We start from the raw sequence: 18,529 nt of genomic DNA, 5'->3' as shown, positions 1-18,529 counted from the left end.
GTGAAACTGAGGTATTGATGTCCTGGTTCAGATATGGCACCGCCGCGTTTCCGGTCGCGGGATTTCGAAACCTGACGGTCTGCGTCGCGCCTGATGCAGACCTGGGCGACGTCGAGCGTGAAATCGGCAAGGGCGAGTTTGACCGGCTGGTCATTTCAGCCGGCGATATGCCGAACCTGGATTTTCTGGAGCAGTGCCTGCCTGGCGGGCCGGCGCGCTTGCTCGTCACCGGCGGGCTCGCTTCCCTTGCCGGGATCGACAAGCTGGTCAACTTGGTGGAATTGCAGGACGATGTCACCTCAGCCAAGCCCGTGCCGCAGTTTGGCACGCTGATCAGGCTGGAAAAGTGCCAGCTGTCGTGGGACAAGGCTTATGACGCCAAGTCCGCCAATCACGGCCTGTTTTCCCTGCCGAAGCTGCGCGAGCTCATTTTGCGTTCCTGGTCGCGTCCTGACTGTCTGGCATTCTCCACGCTGGGCAGTTTGCAGGCGCTGGATCTGCGGCAAGGCCCGGTAGCATCGCTCGATGGATTGCAGGGTTGCCCGTCACTGACGCGGCTGTCGCTGTTTTCGCTGGCGAAACTGAAGGACTTCAGCGCCTTGGCAGGTCACCCCGGTTTGCAGTCCATTTCAATGACAAAATGCCCCAGATTCGACGACGTGGCGATCCTGGGAGGCATCCCGGGCCTGCGCGAGGTGCGCCTGGAAAAGATGCCGGAGAAGGTGGACAACCTCGCTTGGCTGGGCAAGCTGCATAAACTTGAAAGTCTGCTGGTGAGCAATGTGCAGGAAGTGGACTGGGCGTTGCTGTTCAGCCTCCCCGCACTCAAGAGCGTTGCCCTGGGAACGCACGAAGGGTACGCGGTGAGTGACGACGCCATTCTCGCCCTTGCACAGGCCGCAGGCCGGAAGGTGTCCAACTTCGTGCGCATCGGTAGCAAAAAGGTTCCCGCCTTCACCATGGATCTGGAGTAGACGTGGACGTTTCCAGTTTCTGGCACATCCTGGCCGTGTCTCGCGCCGCCGCCGGTGCGGACCCGGCCACGCATATCCGTGTGCTCCGGGAACAGCTCATGGCACTCGCGCCAGCGGAGATCGTGGAATTTGACAGGATTTTCCGCGAGCATATGGCACGGGCGTATGACTGGAATCTGTGGGGAGCGGCCTATGTGATTGGCGGCGGCTGCTCGGATGATGGTTTTACCGATTTCAGGGCCTGGCTGGTATCGAAGGGCCAGGAAGTGTTCGAGTCGGCGCTAAGGGACCCCGACAGCCTGGCCGATGTGCTCGCTGACAAGGATGGCGATGCCCAGTTTGAAGAATTTGCCTATGCCGCTTCCCAGGCGTGGGAGCAAAAGCTGGGCAAGTCCGCTCACGACTTCCCGGGTGACACCCCGACGGCAAGCAGCGAGTTGACGGGGGAGCCTTGGAACGAAGACGAGCACGAGCTGGCCGCTCGCTACCCGCGGCTATGGGCATTCTCCGGTGCTTGAGCTCATTAACTTGCAGTGACATTTTCTACGCCCTTGAACACCATCACCGTCAGTGTCAGCAAAATTTGCTGCTAACTCGACAGTACCGTTACCGCATGAATTGACCTTTTTCTACCGTATCAAGACACCGTTGCCATTTCCCCACGCTCACCGCCTGGCGCCGGTTGTATTTACGAAAATTCTTGTGTCCGCTGAAACTGTATTTATACTGAACTCTTGCTTCGTTGATATCGATATTTAACATTGTTCCGTTGATGTCAACCCGGGCAAAGCTGCAAATGTAGTGTTCCGATCGATGTCTCCCGCATTGGTTCGGCCGGTGCGGGTTCCGTCCAGGAGTTACCATGTTCCGGCACATCGTTTCACATGCTCCCAATGCCTTCAAACTCTGCCTGCTGTTACTGGGCGCCAGTCTTCTCGTAAGCTGCAAGATCACGAAGACTGTCGACCCGGACGACCCGCCCGCCTCGGGCACCACCGTCTTTGACATGTACGTCCTGCAAACGGACCGCGACAAAGCCTTTAACGTCCTGTTCGTGCCCGATACTGCCTATGGCGACATGAGCGTACTGGCCAATCGCCAGGCCTTTGTCAACGACATGGCCAGCGTGATCGAAAACGCGTACTGGCAAAATCGCGCCTACTTTAATGCCTGGGGACGATTTAACTACTTCTACATGACAGCATCGGGCACCGTTACCGAGCGACCGTTGACGCCTGACGGCAAGTTCCAGTGTCCCACCGTGAGCTGGCCCTCCCAGGTCAACACCGATGGCGCATTTGCCGACCAGATCATCCTGATTCACAAGAACGAACTGCGCGACTGCGGCGGAGGGGGGCGTGCCACGGCGGAGCCAACCAGTTTCCGCACCATCGTGCATGAGACCGGCCACGGCCTGTTCGGCCTGCCGGACGAGTACTGCTGCGACGGCGGCTATTTCACGCTGGCGCCCGTCATGTATGCGACCCAGGCGGCATGCACGGGCGATGCGGCCAACGCCGGCTGGCGCAATTGCCAGTCGCACACGTCGAGCAGGGATGGGTCAACGTGGTGGCGCTCTCAGGGCAACATTACCACCAACCTCATCATGTCCAGCGGCGGCAATGAGGTGTGGGAGTCGGGCCCCGCAGACTGGGCCGTCATGCGGGCCGCGTACAGCACCCTGTCCGGTTCCCCGACCATCACCGCGCCTGCCACCTTCGCTCCGGCACAATGGAGCTACACGGTCCCACCACCTTGGTCTCCTTGAGGAAAATACGATGAAAACCTCGATTTGCTTAGCAATGGCTGCCATTGGCATGATCAGTACCGTCCATGGACAGACTGTCGACCCCACGCGCGGACGCGACCCCGGCAAGATTGTGCCGCGCGCCGACCAGCAGCGGGCCACGGCACCACCAACAAAAGGGCAGCAGGTGGCGGTGCTCAACATCCGGCTGGAGGCGGACAATGGCAAGATCATGGCGGCGCGCGTAGACTCGTCGCGCACGATCGCATCCTATGCGCCAAAGGTGTTTGCGCGCCGCGGCGGGCCGTGGGAGGTGATCATAGATGGTAAAACCCGGCGCTCCTTCTTTGTCGATAATCCCGCGATGCGCGAGGCCGAAGCGCACCCGAGCTCTGGTGACAAGTATCAATGGGTCGGTGTCACCGGGCCGATCGACTGGCCGCTGATCGTCCCGCTGTATGCAGATGGCCAGTCGCTGGGTGCGCGCTCCATCACGATCCGCGACACGCGTAGCGGGGCCATCATCCTGCAGGCAGAGATCTGATTCGGGCGGGGAAGGGCAGCCAGGCTGCCCACGCAGGGACGCAAGCCCGGGTGGCGAGCGTCCCTCTTTTATTACAGCTTACGCCGTACCATCCTTACGGCGCCGCGCCAGACCCAGGCCGGCCAGGCCGAGGGTGAACACGGCGAGCGTTCCAGGTTCGGGGATCTGTCCTGGCGCGAAAGTCTCGAACATGCCCGATATGCTGCCGTCGGAGCCGGTCATGTCGTAACGGGCGGTGCGCGCATACGTGAGTGCGCTGGTGTCCAGCATCATGTAGTAGCTGCCCATTCCCGGGGCAATGCCGGAGTCTGGCGTACCGGGGATGGAAAAGCGGAAGTTGACATTGCCGCCGGCGCCGGGGAACAGTTTTGCCTCGACCGGGGCGGTATCGCCCTCACCGTCCATGCGCCAGTTGGCGTCGTACAGCGGGGTGTAAAAGCCCCCCAGGCGGAACGCCGTCAGCGCCTCGCTCGATGACCTGTCGGTGACGATACGCCAGTAAAAATCGAGCGTGCCATCGACACTCGAACGCACCACCCTGGACTGCACGGTGCCCGAAATGGTGCCGGCGGCCGTCGCGAAGGAAAATGCTTGCAGCTCATCTTCCAGGGCAAGGCCGGCCAGCTCTGGTTGTGCCGCCAGGGTCGTTCCCGGCAGTGGTGTCCACACATCGACGGTGAGAATTTCTGCATGTGCGCTCGATGCGGCGGCCAGCATGGCGGCGCCGATGAGTGATCTTGCCAACATCTTCATCATGATCTCCTGGAAAGTGCGGCCGGTCAGGATTGGCCGGCCGTGCTACTGCATGGATCTGGTGCGAAAAGCTTGGGAAGCGACAACGTCGAAGCCAGTTCATTGTTGACTGAACAACTTTGCGATTATAGTCTCCGTATGTACGGATGCAACGGATAAGTTCGCTTTAGTGGCTGACTGCGGCGAATATGCAACGCGGGTAGTAGACGCCTTGGATGGCCTTTATTGCTATAGTCGCCCCATGACACGATCGCCCACATACCCAAGCACGGCGGACGGCCGCTACTTCGTCGTCGCCGGTCGCCTGTGGCGGCTCAGTAATCCCGCCCTGCCGTCTGAGCAACGACAGCTGCTGGTCGACCAGCTGATGAGCGCCCGCAGGCGGGTTGGTGTGGCGAAAAAGGCAGGCGATGTGGAAGCAGAGCGCAGCGCGAGAAGTGCAGTTGACGAAGCCAAGCGTGCGCTGGGCGAGCGCGGGCCGGTCTGGTGGACTGACGGCGCCCCCGATTACAACCGCCGTAAGGTGGTGAACACTCCTTACGCCGCGTGGTATGCGGCGCTGGCAAACGACGAGCCGGCTTGAATTCACTGAGCGCCGTTGTCACCAAAGGCGGGCGAAAAGAATTGATAAGACTTTTTTGACAACGTTTGCCAAAATTGCATCTTTCTTGTCAGTGCTTCGACCTTCTGCTCAGGTGGAACCACGCCAAACGTCGAGGACGATAGTCCTTCACCATTTTCCAAAACCAAAATATGTCTGATTACAGGGTGCTGTCAATCACCAAGCCCGATGACGCCGCATTGCAAGATGCGATTGCTCATTTCCATACCGACGCTGGCGACAAGAGCGCGGAGGCTTTATTGGCTGCCGGGCTGGTCATCGTCGGCGAGGCATGTTCGCAACTTGAAGAAGAGGGTAAGTCGCAGGAAGACGTCGTGGCCTCGCTTTCCGCACAGGGACTCGACCCTGCCATCGCCGGGACCTGGGTTGCGAAGGCGCACGAGGTCATCAATGACACGGTCAACAAGGATCCGGAGCGCTTCCTTAAGGAGCGAAGCGGCGGTATTTCAATCGGCGAGATCCTGTTTTATGTGGGAGCACTTGCCTTGATTGTCTTCATTTGGCAGGCCTGAAATGGAAGCCGTAGGTTCCCGGCAACGGTGACGCATCTGAATCCAAACCCTGGCCACTTGTTGCATTTGCAAAGAAAAATATGTGTCGAGAAGTCAACATGGACAGCGTTCGGGTTATCATATTGTCCTAGTTGATCTAAAGCATCGTTCTCCCATATTTGAAAGGTCCGCCGTGGCGTCGTTAAGCTCCAAGCGTAAAACATTCACCAACCGCCAGTTACAGCGTCGCGACACCGGGCGCAAGGCGCCTGCCAAGGTCAGCGCCGCCATCGTGGCGCCGGCGGCAGCAGCTGGCACGGCCGCCCCAAGTGCATTCGACGAAGCGTTTTACGAAGCCGCCCGATCGCGCTTTGAAGCCGCCGTCGCCGCGTGCACGTCCAGCGACGACGTCAAGCAGGTCATGCGCGCCGTGGTGCAGCAAGAGTTCGATGCCGGCGGCCGGGAGGCCGCACTCCAGATGCGTCCCTACATCATCAAGTTTGTGGGCGAGCACCGCGACCGCAACCTCGCAGGCGCGGCACGTCCCTGATGCATTCATTGTGCCGCTGGTGGCATAGTCAAACCCGCATCCACGGCTAGTCGCCGCTCCCGATCCGTCCTATAGTGGGCTTCACTTAGCCACATCGGGAGCAGCACCATGGATTCCAGCGCACGCACCACCATGCCGGTCTATTTTCTGTCGCACGGCGGCGGACCCTGGCCTTTTGTTGATGGCATGCGCGAGCAGTTCGCGCTGACCGAGCGCGCCTTGCGCGAACTGCCGCAGCGCTTGCCCCGCAAGCCATCTGCCATCCTCGTCATCACCGGGCACTGGGAAGAAGACGAGCTGGCCGTGTCGGCCGCCGAGCGGCCCGGGATGGAATACGACTACACCGGATTTCCCGCCCATACCTACCACATCACGTATCCCGCGCCCGGCTCGCCGGCGCTCGCCGCGCGCGTGCAAGCGCTGCTGGCACAAGCGGGTTTTCCCGTGCGCGCAGATTCAAAGCGCGGCTTCGATCACGGCACCTTTGTACCCGTTGGCCTCATGTATCCGGATGCCGATGTCCCGGTGGTCATGCTGTCGCTGCAAAGCAGCTACGACCCGCGCGAACACATTCGCATTGGCCAGGCATTGCAGCCGCTGCGCGAAGAGGGCGTCCTGATTATCGGCAGCGGGCTCACGTATCACAACATGCGCGGCTTTGGCCGTGACGATTCCGGTGCCGTGGCCGATGCGTTTGAACGCTTCCTGAGCCACGCCATTGAACAGGAAGCCGGCACCCGCAACCGGCTGCTGGAACAGTGGGAGCAGGCACCGCACGCGCGCGCAGCCCACCCGCGCGAAGACCATCTGCTGCCGCTGATGGTGGTCGCCGGCGCCGCCGGCAGTGACCCCGGCCGCACGGTCTTTCGCGATCACGCAATGAAGGTGCCGATGGCGTCCTACGAATTCGGGCATGCGCAAGTGGCCTGAAGGCTGTCATTACAGCTGCGCATGCATATCAAAAATACTGGGCCGCCCAACAACTTTCAAGCCTTGAACAGGTTTGCTTCTGGCAGAATATTCGCTCCGGCGCGGGCAGCATGCGCGCGCCAACATCGACCCGGGTGAATACATGAAAAAAACGCTGCTCGCTTCCGTTATCTTTGGACTCTTCGTGGCGTCGCAGCCGATGTCGGGCGCGCTCGCCGCGCCCGCTGCGAACTTCGACCGCAAGGCCTACGCCATCGAACACAAGAAGTTCGTGCTGCCAAATGGCCTGACGCTGCTCGTGCACGAGGATCACAGCGTGCCGGTGGTGGGCGTCAACGTCTGGTACCACGTCGGTTCGCGCAACGAAAAACGCGGCAAGACGGGCTTCGCCCACCTGTTCGAGCACTTTTTCTTCAACGGTTCGGAAAACTATCCCCGCGGCTTTCGCGAAGCCATGGACGACCTGGGCGCGAACAACCGCAACGGCACCACCAACACTGACCGCACCAACTTCTTTGAAGACGTTCCCGTGTCGGCGCTCGAACGCACCTTGTTCCTCGAGTCCGACCGCATGGGCTACCTGGCCAACTACATCTCCAAGGAGATGCTCGAGCGCGAGCGTGGCGTGGTCCAGAACGAGAAGCGCCAGGGCGAAAACCAGCCTTATGGCCGTGTGGGCAGCGAGATCAGCGCCAAGATCTACCCCTATTCGCATCCATATTCATGGTCGCCCATCGGCACCATGGAAGACCTCAACTCCGCCTCGCTGGACGATATCAAGGATTGGTACCGCACCTACTATGGCCCCAACAATGCGGTCATCTCGCTCGCCGGCGACATCACGCCCGAGCGTGCGCTGGAACTGGTGACCAAGTACTTCGGCGGCATCCAGCCCGGCCCCGCGCTGCCGCGCCTGGCCGCCTGGATTCCCAAACTGGACAGCAATATCCGCGACGAGATGGAAGATGCCGTCCCGCAGGCGCGCGTCTACCGCGTGTATCACGCGCCGGCCTGGAAGGACCCCGAAGTGCAGCATCTGAGCGTGTTTGCCGACGTCCTGGCCGGCTCGCGCAGCGCGCGCCTTGACCGCCGCCTGGTGTACGACAAGAAGCTCGCCACCAGCGTGGCCGCCGGCGTGGGCCGGGGAGAGCTGGGCAGCACCTTCCGCGTGATCGCCACTGTCAAGGAAGGTGTGGACCCGCTGCTGGTGGAGCGCGAGATTGACGCGGTGATCGCGGAGCTGATCGAGAAAGGCCCCACCGCCGAAGAACTCAAGCGCGTCAAGACGTCCAACCTGGCTACCCACGCGCGCAACCTCGAACGCCTGGGCGGCTTTGGCGGGCGCGCCGACATCCTGGCCGAGAGCATGACCTATGCCGGCACCCCGGAGGCTTACCTCGATCATTTGCAGACCATGGCCGCTGCCACCCCGGCCCAGGTCAAGGCGGCATCTGCCAAATGGCTGCGCGCCAACCACTACACCATGACGGTCAAGCCGTTCGCCAAGCTGGCAGCCGTCCAGACTTCGCTGGACCGCAAGATCCTGCCGGCGCTGGGCGCGGCGCCCGACGTGGCCTTTCCCGCCATGCAGCGTGCCCAGCTCAAGAACGGCCTGAAAGTGGTACTGCTTGAACGCCACTCGGCGCCCATCGTCAACGTCGCGCTGGCGCTGAACGTCGGCTCGGCCACCGACACGGTTGGCAAGGCCGGCGTCGCGGCCCTGGCAATGGACCTGCTGGACAAGGGGACCCGCACCCGCGATGTCTTCCAGATGTCCGACGCGCTCGAGTCGCTGGGCGCGCGCCTGTCCACCGACAGCAGCCCCGATACATCCGTCATGCAGCTGCAGGCCACCGCCGCCAACCTGGCGCCATCCATCGCACTGCTGGCCGATGCGGCCTTGAACCCATCGTTCGCCGCCGACCAGTTTGCCATTGAAAAGCAGCGCGTGATGGCGGCACTGGGCCAGGAACGCGCCAACCCCACGGCGCTGGCGCGGCGCCTCATGCCGGCCCTGCTGTATGGTCCTGCGCATGCGTACGGCAAGTCGCCGCTGGGTACCGATGCCAGCGTGGCGGCCATTACGCGCGACGACCTCGCGCAGTGGCACGCCAGCTGGTTCAAGCCGGGCAACGCGACCATCATCGTCACCGGCGACACCACGCTGGAGAAGGTACTGCCGGTACTGGAGGCGAACTTTGGCCGCTGGCAGGCCGGGAGCGCAACGCCGCCACAGGTAGCGGAAGTCCCGCGCACCAGCGGCAAGCGCGTGTACCTGGTGGACCGTCCAAACGCACCGCAGTCGGTCATCGTGGCTGCCCATGTCACCGAGGCGTCAGGGCAGCCGGAAGACCTGGCTATCCAGACCGTGATGCAGAATTTTGGCGGCATTGCCACCTCGCGCCTGAACCGCAATCTGCGTCTGGACAAGCACTGGAGCTATGGCACCCAGGGCATGGTGACCAATATGCGCGGGCAGCGCGCCTTCATGGTGGTGGCGCCGGTGCAGACCGATAAAACGCGCGAGGCAATGCTGGAAGTGGCAAAGGAGATTCGCGGCGTGGCCGGCGAGCGTCCCCTGGCCGGCGATGAATACCAGAGCGTGATGCGCTACACCACGGCGCGCCTGGCCGGCCGCTTTTCCACCATCAGCGCGCTCGAAAACGCGGCCCTGACCTCCTTCACCCTCGGCCTGCCGGACGACTACTGGTCGCGCTACGCGGCCAGCCTGCGCGCGCTCAGCGAGCCCCAGCTGGCCGCGGCGTCGAGCAAATTCGTGCGCCCCGGCGAACTGGTATGGCTGGTCGTTGGTGATCTGCGCAAGATGGAAAAGAACGTGCGTGAGCTGAACTGGGGCGAGGTCATGGTCCTCAATCCGGACGGCACGCCCGCCGCACGCTAGCGATACCCGGCCGCCCTTTGGTTGTACAATGGCGCATTGCCATAAAGTCAATCAGGGGGCGTCCCGGCGATGAGTCTGCAACAGCGCACGAGCCTGCACCTGGCCAGTCGGGTGGAACGCAAGACGGCCATGGTTACCTTTCTCACCAGTATCGGTGTACTGCTGGGCGCGCTGCTCACGGGCGCCTGCGTGCTGGTGGTGCTGGTGTTCTTTTACGGCTTTGGCACCGATGCCTTCGCCACCCGCCTCAGTGCGGACGCGATCTTGCGCCTCAAGTATCTTGGCGCTGTGCTGGGCGCCGTGGGTGGCGCCAGTTTCCTCGTCTTTATCCTGGGCAGCTGCATGCTGGCCGCTGCACTCAATGGCGGCCGCTACCGCAACACTTACCTGTGGTTTGGCGCCATCAGCGCACTGCTGGCGCTGGGTATCTTCCTGCGCGTGCAATCCTATTAATTCCATCAGCGTTGCTCGATAAAAATATTGATAGTTTTATATTTTAGGCTATCATTATGCTCTTTGTGCAACTAGCGGCAGTGGGATTGAATGGACAAGAAAAAGTTGGGAATCATCGCTGCCGGCGCCGCCGTGTGCGTGGCCGGCGTGGTCGGCTATGCCGCATTTGGCTGGAAGTGGATGGGTCGCACCACGGGCCTGAACCTGCGGCTGGCATCCCCTGACGCGCTCATTGTCACCAAAAGCCTGTCCTCGCTGCCGCGCGACCTGCTCACTATCCCGCTGGCGCGCGACGTGCTGCGCGAAGACTTTGTTTTCTACTACGAACAGCACCAGGACCGCCTGGGCCTGTCCGGCACCCTGCGCCGCATCGCTTACGAGCACCAGCTGGGCTGGGGCGACCAGCTGATCAAGATGGTGCTCGACGAGCCGGCCGAAGTGGCGCTGTGGCGCGATGGCGACGGCACCCTCAAGCACTTTGCCATTGCAGTGTCGCGCAACAGCTTCACGCGCCTGCTCGAAGAGGGCGGTAAGGTCGCCCTCAAGGACAGCCAGATGACGCGGGCCGGCGAGATCCGGGTCGATGGCGACGCCGTGCCTGTGTTTGCCCTGGCGTATGCCTATCAGCGCACCATGCTGTTCGCCGCCCACGGCAAGCGCATGGTGATCCTGTCCCATCCCGGCATGCTGTTTGGCGGCGAGGACGGCAAGACGCTCAATAGCGACAATGCGGACGCAGTCATCAACATGCTGGCGGCGGAAGGGAAGAAGAACGCGAGCTTTCGCGACCAGTTCCAGCTCGCGCCCGGCGCCGTCGATGGCCACAGCGTGGCGGTCAAGGCCGATTACCTTTCATTCGGCTACCAGCCATTCTTCGGCGGCCTGGCTGCCATGCGCTTTGATTTCAAGAAGGGCCAATGGAGCACCAGCGCCCTGATGGACGCCGCCAAACTGCAAGCTGGCGGCTACGACAACGGCGCGCTGTGGCCGGCGCTGCCGCACAACCCGGCCGCATGCTTCGCGCTGCCGGCCGACTGGGCGGCCATGCAGCCGGTCCTGGGCAATATCGACAGCGCGCTCGAAGGCGTGGCCACTCAGTTTGCCGGACCCGCCGCCGTGTGCTGGTATGGCAGCTCGCGCCTGTACAGCCCACTGGTCATCGCCACCCGCAAAAAGGGCAGCAGCGACGAGCTGCTGGCCCGTCTGTTTGACACGGCAGTGGGCGACAGCAGGCGCGGCGACGTGAAGAAAACAGCAGGCAAGGGCGGTGCCACGCTGTGGCAGCGCTCTGCCGCCACCCCGCTTGGCGCCCAGCTGCCCACCATGGCCATCGCCGGTGATACGGTACTGTTTTCGCCAGACGCGGCGCTGGTGGAAAGGGCGCTGGCCGTGGGCCGCAAGCAGGCGCCCGCGATTGCAGACCGCCTGGCCGACAGCAGCCGCACCGTGGGCCTGATTGCGCCATCTGCGCTGTCGGAACTGATTCGCAAGGAGACCTTTGACGCGCTGCCTTCGAGCCGCGAGCCGGTGCTGCGCGCCGCGGCCGACGTTCATCTGGTGCCGCGCCTGGAGGCGCTCAAAAAATATCCCCCTTACCGGCTGGTGCTCAAATCGCTGCCCCGCTCCGGTGCCAGCTGGCAACCGGTGGAGTGGCAGGCGCTGGAACGCTGATCATGCTGCGCCGATCGCTGTTGATGCTGGCCGCCTGCGCGGCGCTGCCGCGTGCCCATGCGCTGCGCGCAGCGCCCGATGATGCGCCGCGCCTGAATCCGGCGCAGTCGCGTGCCTTCCAGGCATGGATGCTGCGCATCGTCAGCGCGCAGATCGAGCAGGGACCGTCCCCACGCTGGCAGCATCGCGACTGCGCCGGCCTGGTGCGTTTTGCCGTCAATGAAGCGCTGACCGTGCATGACGCACGCTGGCTGCGCGCCAACGGCATTGCCGCCGACCGCCAGCTGCCCCCGGAACTGGGCCTGTCACCGGCCCAGAAAACGCTGCGGAACCGCTGGGTGCAGACCGGCGGTGCGATTGGCCATTACGTGTCCGCCATCGCCCTGGTGCAGAACAACAGCCGTTTCATTGGCCGCGACCTCAATCAGGCGCAGCCGGCCGACCTGCTGTTCTACGACCAGGGCGACGAACAGCATCTCATGGTCTGGATGGGGGCGCGCATTGCGTACCACACCGGATCGAACAACCCCGGTGACAACGGGCTGCGCTCCGTTGCTGTCAACAACCTCAAAACCTGGAAGGACACGCGGTGGCAACCAGCGGTCGACAATCCCAACTTCGCCGGCATCTTCCGGCTCAATTTTTTATCATGAAGCGACTGCTCTCCATTGTCCTGGTCATGGCCGCGGTGTGCGCGGTGGCCCCGTCGCGCGCAGCTGACGAAGAGCCGGCCGTGGCGCCGGTCATCGCCGCCAGCAATTACGAGACCTTCAAGGGCGCGCCATTCTTCCTGCTCTCCGATACCGCCTACGGCAGTACCGAAATGGCGCAGGTGCGCATGGAAGTGCCGGGCCGCGATTATGCCCGGTCCAGCCTTGAGCAGTATGGCGGCGTGGACGTGCTGGTCTACAAGGTGCCGCAGCCGCTGGAATTTTTGAAAAAGCAGCGCAACCTGCACCGTGTCGATGTCACGGCGAACTACAAGGGCGAAGGCCTGATCAACGCCCTGTCGCAGCTGTGGCATCACTGGTGGAAAAAATCGCGCCTGGCGTTTCGCCGCCTGTTCTCCTCGGAAGCGCGCCTGGCCGTGACCGAAGCGCAGCCGGCGCTGGCCACCAGCCCTGCCATCCATCGCCCCGCCGAGTTCAGGGCGCAGCGCCAGTACCAGCCGCTCAAGGGTTTTGAGCTGGTGGACCAGTTTCGCTACCCACTGTGGCAGGCCAAGGCCATTGCGCCGCCCAAGGAAGTCAAGCTGCAAGGTTCGAGCAGCGAATTCATCGAGACCAGTGCCGGCAATGTCATGATCCCGGTCGGCAAACGGCCCCCGGGACTGTACCTGGTGGAGGCCATCGTGGGCGAACACCGCGCCACTACCCTGGTCTTCGTCTCCAACACGATGGCCATCACCAAGGTCTCTGCCGGCCAGATGCTGGTATGGACCGCGCGCCGCGACAATGGCGCGGCGGTTGCCGAAGTGGATGTGAGCTGGACCGACGGCAGCGGCGTGCTGCAGTCGGGGACCACGGCAGGCAACGGCGTACTGACGCTGGAACGCGGCAGCCCCGAGCACACCTATGTCATGGGTGAAGACGCCGACGGCGGCGTGTTCGTGTCCGAGAATTTTTACTACGACAGCGAAATCTACAACACCAAGATCTACGCCGTCACCGACCGTCCACTGTACCGTCCCGGCGACGAAGTGCAGGTCAAGTTCATGGCGCGCGAATTCGTCAGCGCCCGCGTGTCGCAGCCGGCGGCCGCCGCGCCACTGACCTTGAGCGTCATGGACCCCGCAGGCACGCCGATCCTGACGCAGAACCTGCAGCTGAGCCCTGAACTGGGTGCCGATACGCGCTTCAAGCTGCCGCCGCTGGCAAGCGCAGGGGGATACGAGCTGCGTTTTCACTACCGCGACACCCAGTACGGCGCTGCGTTCCGGGTGGCGGAATACGTCAAGCCGCATTTTGAAATGAACATCGTCCCGGGCAAGGCTGACTTCAAGACGGGCGAAAAGATCAAGGGCCGCATCGAGCTGCGCTACCCGGACGGCAAGCCGGTGGAGAACGCCGCGCTGTCGCTTACCCTGCGCGCGCAGCAGAATACGGTGGTGGAGGGCGAGCTGCGGTACGGCGGCCAGTTCCCGATCGAACTCAAGACCCAGACCATGAAGACCGACGGCAGCGGCAATGCGGACTTCGAGCTGCCCGAAGCGAAGGAACCATCGCGCTACATCCTGACGGTGCTCGCCTCCGACGGCGCTGCCTACCGCGTCAAGTCAACGCGCGAACTGATGATAGAACGCTCGGCAAGCCTGTACCGCGTGACCGCGCCGCGCCGCTTCTCGAAGCCTGGCGAAGCCGTGCGCTTTGCGATTGTCGCCGATGGCGTGGCCACGGCAAGACCTGTCAAGTGGGAGATGGTGCAGCTTGAAAACCAGACGAAGACGGAAGGCGCGCTCGCTGCCAATGCGGCGGCATGGGATGTCAGTTTCGCCAGGCCCGGCTCGTACCAGCTCAGCCTGCGCGACGCCCAGGGCAACCTGGTGGGAGCGACCAGCCACTGGGTCACCGGCGATGGCCTCAAGGGTACGCCCGGCAGCATCGAAATCGTGCTGGACCGGGAACGCTATCGCGCCGGTGACACGGCCGAAGCGCTGCTGACCTTTGCCGATCCGGTCGATCAGGCCCTGCTGACGCTGGAACGCGACAGGGTCGAGTCGGTGGCGCTGCTCAAGGGAGGTGCCGACTGGATTGCGCCGGTGCGCGTGGCACCCAACCAGTGGCGCGTGCGCATTCCCGTCAAGGCGGAATACGGACCTAATATCACGTTTTCGGTGGCGTACACGCGTCAGGGGGACTTCGTGTTCCAGAATGCGGGCCTGCAGATCATCGAGCCGCGCATCGCGCTGCAGTTCAAGACCGACAAGGAAGTCTATCAGCCGGGCGAGAAAGTGACGCTCGACGTGACGGCGCAGCTGGACGGACAGCCAGTGTCGGCCATGGTGGCGCTTGGCGTGGTGGACGAGATGATCTACGTGCTGCAGCCGGAAATCGCGCCTGATATTGGCGACTTCTTCTATCACCCGCGCCGCAACAACGTGCGTACCACGGCCAGCCTCTCGTTCATCAGTTATGACCTCGCTGCCGGCCGTACCATGGGCGCCCCGGCGCGCAGCAGTTACAACGAGCGGGCAGTCAAGGTGCTCGAACGCCCCCGCCGCGACGACAAGGATACCGCCTTGTGGCTGCCGAACGTGAAGACCGATGCCGACGGGCGCGCACGGGTCACCTTCATCATGCCGGACTCGCTCACGCGCTGGCGCATCACCGGCCGCGCCATGGACGCCCAGGGCCGGGTAGGGCAGCGCAGCGGCTACCTGCGTTCAGACAAGGCGTTTTTTGCCAAGTGGACGGCGCCTGGCTGGCTGCGTGCCGGCGACGTGCCGCAGGCGTCGGTGGCCGTATTCAACCAGACCGCGGGCGAGCAGAATCTTGAAGTGTCGCTTGCCGGCGGGGGCATGGTAACGCCGCACAGGCTCAAGGCCCGGCGCGGTGTCAATTACGTGCACTTCACGGTGCCCCCGGGCGGCGGGGCCATGCGGCTGGAGGTGCGCCAGAACGGCAAGCTGGTGGACGCGCTCGACACCAGTGTGCAGAGCATACCGCAGCAGTGGAGCAGTGCCCGTACTGTCAATGTACCCATTACCGGCGCGGTGTCGCCGCTGGCGCTGCCCGCCGACGCCCGCAATATCCGCCTGGCGCTGGCGCAGGGTGCAGCGAGCCACTTCGCCCGCATCGCCGACGACCTGATCGAATATCCCTCGCATGGCGTGGAGCACACGGCCAGCCGCCTCATTCCGCTGTCGCTGGCCGCACAGTCGGTAGCGCCGGAACCTGCCGTGCTGCGCGAGCGGCTCATGACACGCCTGCAGTCCGAACGCCTGCGCCTGGTATCGATGGCGGGACCGGAAGCGCGCTTTGGCTGGTGGGGCAATGCGACTGCGGGTAACGCCTTCATGACCGCGTACGCCTACTATGCCGACTGGCACGCGGCGCGCTCGCTCGGGATTGCACTGCCGCCGGAACACTGGGAAAACCTGCTCACGGTGTACACCAAGGATGGCATCAAGGAGCCGCTGCTGCACCGCGCGCTCATGCTGTGGATGGCGCAGGAGATGGGGTTGCCGGTCAAGACCCTGGCCGCCGGCCTGGCCGAAGACGTGGCGCGCGCCGCAAACCTGGCGGGCAAACCGGCCCTGTTCGTGCGCACCGACAGTGCCCTGATGGGCAGCGAAGACGCCACCAGCCGCGCGCTGACGGCGCTGATCCTGTCGGTGGTATCTGCCGGCGCCGGCCTGGAACAGAGCCCCGACTTGCAAGGCCATACTGCAGCTGCCGTCGCCATGCTGGGCGCGAACCCGTCGCCCTTTGTCCAGTCGCTGCTGATGCTCGCGGGTCACCTGCCTGCAAGCGCGGCTGACTCGATACTGGCGTCCCTGAGCGCCGACATGCCGACCATTGACCGCACGCTGGCGCTGCTGTGGGTGCAGAAGAAGCTGGGCGGCCCCCCTTCGTCCAGGGCGCTTTCCGTGGCGCCGGCAGGCACCTGGTTCCGGCATACGACGGCCAGCGGCCAGGCTTCGTGGGCCTGGCAGGGCGCCACGGTTCCGGCACAGCTGCAGCTGACCGAAGCGGCACCTGCCGGCACGGTGGCGGTGGTGCAGTATGAAAGCCGCGCGCCCGAGACCCACAAGCTGGCGGTGAAAGTGGAGCGCCGGATTCTGATGCTCACGCCCGACAAGGACGGCTTCGAAACCACTGTCGTAAAAAACGGCGAAGCGCTGCGCACCGATGCCCTGTACATGGACGAAATCACACTGACGCCCGCAGCCGGCGCGCGCCACCGCTACGGCGTGCTGGAAGTGCCGCTGCCACCGGGCGGCTCGGTGGAGGCAGGTACCTGGGGCATCCAGATCGACGGCGAAAAGGACCCGCTCGAACGCGCCCGTCATGAATCGCGCCGCGACGGTTATGCGGTGCCGGTGGAACCGCTGGCAGCGCCATTGAAGGTGCGCCACCTGCTGCGTTTTGCGCAGAAGGGAACCTTCACCATGCCGCCTGCCCGTTACTACCGCACCTATCAGCCGGAGCAGAAGGCATTCGAGGGCGAAGGCAAGGCGCAGCGCCGGATGCAGGTGGAGTAGTGATCCGCCACGGTCTGCTCCTCCTTGGCGCATCCTTGTACGCGCAACTGTCGGGCGCCGCGCCGCTGGACGTGGCCTGGCTCGAAAGGGGGCAAGTAACTACGGTGCAGGTGCGCGACGGTGGCCAGGTTCGGCAGCAGCCTTTCAGCGGCGCGCGCCAGGTGCCGCTGGGGAGCTTGTGGAAGCTGTTCGTGTATGTGCACGCCATTGACCGCAAGTTGGCAACGCCCGACTACACCTGCACCGGCCAGCAGCCGCAGGAGGAAGTGTATTGCTGCGAGCGCGGGGGCAGCATCGGACGCGACGCCGCGCTGGCCCAGTCGTGTGGCCTGTTCTTTGCGCCCGCGCGGCTGCAGGTGCGCGGGCGCCCATGGCGCCAGTACTGGACCGAGCGGTTGGGCAGCGCGCCGGCTGGCGACATGGCGTGGCTGGCCGATCCGGGCCAGCTCACCCCTGGCAGGCTGGTGTCGATTGACAGCCTGCTGCGCTCTCTCGCCAGCATCCCGCAAGCCAGCCGCGCGGAGGCGGAATCTGCCCTGCTGCGGGTGGCACTTGGCGCGCGCGGCGTCAACACGGTGGGTGCGACCGGCAGCCGCCTGCGCGTGAAGACCTACTCGTGGCATGATCCCGTGCGGCCGAAAGTGAGGCTGGGCGGGGCCGCCGGCTGGCTGGCCGACGGCACCCCCGTATGGTTCGGCAGCGAAGGCAGCAGCCAGGCTGTCCTGCAACGCTGGGCGCCGCGCCTGGCCAGTGTGCTGCCGGCCGCGCCGCTGCAGCGCGACGCCGGCTGCGTGATGGTCGATTATTTTGCGCGCTACCCGCTGCGCAGCGTGTCTGCGGCGGGCAGCCCGGCGAAACCGGGCATCCTGCATGGCGGGCATGTGGTCAGGTTTGACAACGGCAGCAGCCTGAAACTGGTCAGCCACGGCGAACTGCTGCTGGAACAGGACAGCCGCGGCAGGCCGAAGCTCACAGGCCACCTTGGCTTGAATGAATACGTGGCGCGCGTGATAGACAGGGAGGGCGGTGCCGGCGAACCGGAAGCGGCCAAGGCACTGGCGATTGCTGCCCGTACCTACCTGCAGCAAAACGCGCGGTTTGCCGACGGCTGCCAGCGCATAGCCGACAGCAGCGCCACCCAGCGTGTCAGTCCGAATCGCGCCACGCTTGCGGCGCGGGCCATCGCTGACTGGACCGACCAGCTGGTGCTGTCCGGGGTCGACGTGTTCTATCACGCCGACACGCCGGCCCGCAACACCATGGCGTGGAGTGTGGCAGTGCGGCAGGCGCAGGGCGGCAAGCGCTTTGACGATATCCTGGCCCACGCCTATCCGCAGGCGGAGCTGACCACGCTGTCCGGTGGGGGCCAACAATGCGTGCGTCTGACGCGCGCGCAATCATGGCTGGCGCGCGAGCTGCCGCGCTGGGAGCGCGTGCTGCACACCCAGCCGGGTTATGAACGGCCCGCCGAGCCGCCATCGATCTGTCGCCTGGCGGCCGGGATGCCGTATTCCGAACAATCGCGCAACCGCATTTTTGTGCGGGGACTGGGAACGCGGGAAGAGCGCATCACCCTGGCCCACGAATACCTGCACCTGGGCCTGCGCAATCACCCGCGCGGCCACGATGAAGCCTATGTGGAACAACTGGCACGCCGGCTGATGGACGCCCCGCTTGACACGTATTGAA

At 63.9% G+C, this 18,529-nt stretch carries 15 protein-coding genes; 14 read left to right on the top strand and 1 reads right to left on the bottom strand.

Annotation, left to right across the window (positions count from 1 at the left end; genetic code table 11):
- Positions 1-17 precede the first annotated feature (17 nt).
- The 4 genes from KY495_RS23340 (at position 18) to KY495_RS23325 (ending at position 3,265) form a co-directional block, all read left to right on the top strand.
- Entirely contained in the window at positions 18-974 is a 957-nt protein-coding gene (locus tag KY495_RS23340) for a leucine-rich repeat domain-containing protein (protein WP_219881648.1), read from the top strand.
- 2 nt (positions 975-976) lie between these two features.
- The gene (locus KY495_RS23335; protein WP_219881647.1) at positions 977-1,492 is read left to right on the top strand and encodes a DUF4240 domain-containing protein; all 516 of its coding nucleotides are present in this window, start codon (positions 977-979) and stop codon (positions 1,490-1,492) included.
- Between the two features lie 344 nt (positions 1,493-1,836).
- Positions 1,837-2,742 (top strand): hypothetical protein, encoded by a 906-nt coding sequence (locus tag KY495_RS23330; RefSeq protein WP_219881646.1) that lies wholly within the window; start codon positions 1,837-1,839, stop codon positions 2,740-2,742.
- Positions 2,743-2,752: 10 nt separating this feature from the next.
- A complete protein-coding gene (locus KY495_RS23325; RefSeq protein ID WP_219881645.1) occupies positions 2,753-3,265 on the top strand; it encodes a hypothetical protein in 513 nt (170 codons plus the stop codon).
- A 78-nt stretch (positions 3,266-3,343) separates the two neighbouring features.
- Here the strand turns inward: KY495_RS23325 and KY495_RS23320 are convergent, their stop codons facing one another.
- Positions 3,344-4,021, bottom strand: a complete 678-nt coding sequence (locus tag KY495_RS23320; protein ID WP_219881644.1) for a PEP-CTERM sorting domain-containing protein — start codon at positions 4,019-4,021, stop codon at positions 3,344-3,346.
- A gap of 238 nt (positions 4,022-4,259) precedes the next feature.
- Here KY495_RS23320 and KY495_RS23315 point away from each other — a divergent pair, with 238 nt between their 5' ends.
- From KY495_RS23315 to KY495_RS23270, 10 genes are all read left to right on the top strand, one after another.
- A complete protein-coding gene (locus KY495_RS23315; protein ID WP_219881643.1) occupies positions 4,260-4,601 on the top strand; it encodes a hypothetical protein in 342 nt (113 codons plus the stop codon).
- Between the two features lie 185 nt (positions 4,602-4,786).
- Positions 4,787-5,152: a hypothetical protein gene (locus tag KY495_RS23310; RefSeq protein ID WP_219881642.1), complete on the top strand. Its 366-nt coding sequence runs from the start codon at positions 4,787-4,789 to the stop codon at positions 5,150-5,152.
- A 172-nt stretch (positions 5,153-5,324) separates the two neighbouring features.
- On the top strand, positions 5,325-5,681 hold the full coding sequence (locus KY495_RS23305; RefSeq protein ID WP_219881641.1) for a hypothetical protein: 357 nt from the start codon (positions 5,325-5,327) through the stop codon (positions 5,679-5,681).
- A 108-nt stretch (positions 5,682-5,789) separates the two neighbouring features.
- Positions 5,790-6,611 (top strand): class III extradiol ring-cleavage dioxygenase, encoded by an 822-nt coding sequence (locus KY495_RS23300; RefSeq protein ID WP_219881640.1) that lies wholly within the window; start codon positions 5,790-5,792, stop codon positions 6,609-6,611.
- Positions 6,612-6,684: 73 nt separating this feature from the next.
- Positions 6,685-9,513, top strand: coding sequence for a pitrilysin family protein (locus KY495_RS23295; protein ID WP_219881639.1), 2,829 nt, complete (start codon positions 6,685-6,687; stop codon positions 9,511-9,513).
- Positions 9,514-9,582: 69 nt separating this feature from the next.
- Positions 9,583-9,966: a hypothetical protein gene (locus KY495_RS23290; protein WP_219881638.1), complete on the top strand. Its 384-nt coding sequence runs from the start codon at positions 9,583-9,585 to the stop codon at positions 9,964-9,966.
- A gap of 90 nt (positions 9,967-10,056) precedes the next feature.
- Entirely contained in the window at positions 10,057-11,637 is a 1,581-nt protein-coding gene (locus KY495_RS23285; RefSeq protein ID WP_219881637.1) for a DUF2138 family protein, read from the top strand.
- 2 nt (positions 11,638-11,639) lie between these two features.
- Positions 11,640-12,290, top strand: a complete 651-nt coding sequence (locus KY495_RS23280; protein ID WP_219881636.1) for a DUF1175 family protein — start codon at positions 11,640-11,642, stop codon at positions 12,288-12,290.
- On the top strand, positions 12,287-16,840 hold the full coding sequence (locus tag KY495_RS23275; protein WP_219881635.1) for an alpha-2-macroglobulin: 4,554 nt from the start codon (positions 12,287-12,289) through the stop codon (positions 16,838-16,840). The genes KY495_RS23280 and KY495_RS23275 overlap by 4 nt, the downstream gene beginning before the upstream one ends.
- Positions 16,841-16,875: 35 nt before the next feature.
- Complete coding sequence (locus KY495_RS23270) at positions 16,876-18,528, top strand: DUF2300 domain-containing protein (RefSeq protein WP_219881634.1); 1,653 nt, start codon at positions 16,876-16,878, stop codon at positions 18,526-18,528.
- The last annotated feature ends 1 nt before the right edge of the window (position 18,529 follow it).

Origin of the sequence: Massilia sp. PAMC28688 (genome assembly GCF_019443445.1) — a bacterium.
Classification (GTDB): Bacteria; Pseudomonadota; Gammaproteobacteria; order Burkholderiales; family Burkholderiaceae_D; genus Telluria_A.
Note: the sequence above shows the minus strand (reverse complement) of the source record. Positions and strands in the feature narration are given on the sequence as shown.

Coding starts and splice junctions, on each gene's coding strand:
- KY495_RS23340 (WP_219881648.1), top strand. CDS start 18: ATGTCCTGGTTCAGATATGGCACCGCCGCGTTTCCGGTCGCGGGATTT.
- KY495_RS23330 (WP_219881646.1), top strand. CDS start 1,837: ATGTTCCGGCACATCGTTTCACATGCTCCCAATGCCTTCAAACTCTGC.
- KY495_RS23325 (WP_219881645.1), top strand. CDS start 2,753: ATGAAAACCTCGATTTGCTTAGCAATGGCTGCCATTGGCATGATCAGT.
- KY495_RS23320 (WP_219881644.1), bottom strand. CDS start 4,021: ATGATGAAGATGTTGGCAAGATCACTCATCGGCGCCGCCATGCTGGCC.
- KY495_RS23315 (WP_219881643.1), top strand. CDS start 4,260: ATGACACGATCGCCCACATACCCAAGCACGGCGGACGGCCGCTACTTC.
- KY495_RS23300 (WP_219881640.1), top strand. CDS start 5,790: ATGGATTCCAGCGCACGCACCACCATGCCGGTCTATTTTCTGTCGCAC.
- KY495_RS23290 (WP_219881638.1), top strand. CDS start 9,583: ATGAGTCTGCAACAGCGCACGAGCCTGCACCTGGCCAGTCGGGTGGAA.
- KY495_RS23285 (WP_219881637.1), top strand. CDS start 10,057: ATGGACAAGAAAAAGTTGGGAATCATCGCTGCCGGCGCCGCCGTGTGC.
- KY495_RS23280 (WP_219881636.1), top strand. CDS start 11,640: ATGCTGCGCCGATCGCTGTTGATGCTGGCCGCCTGCGCGGCGCTGCCG.
- KY495_RS23275 (WP_219881635.1), top strand. CDS start 12,287: ATGAAGCGACTGCTCTCCATTGTCCTGGTCATGGCCGCGGTGTGCGCG.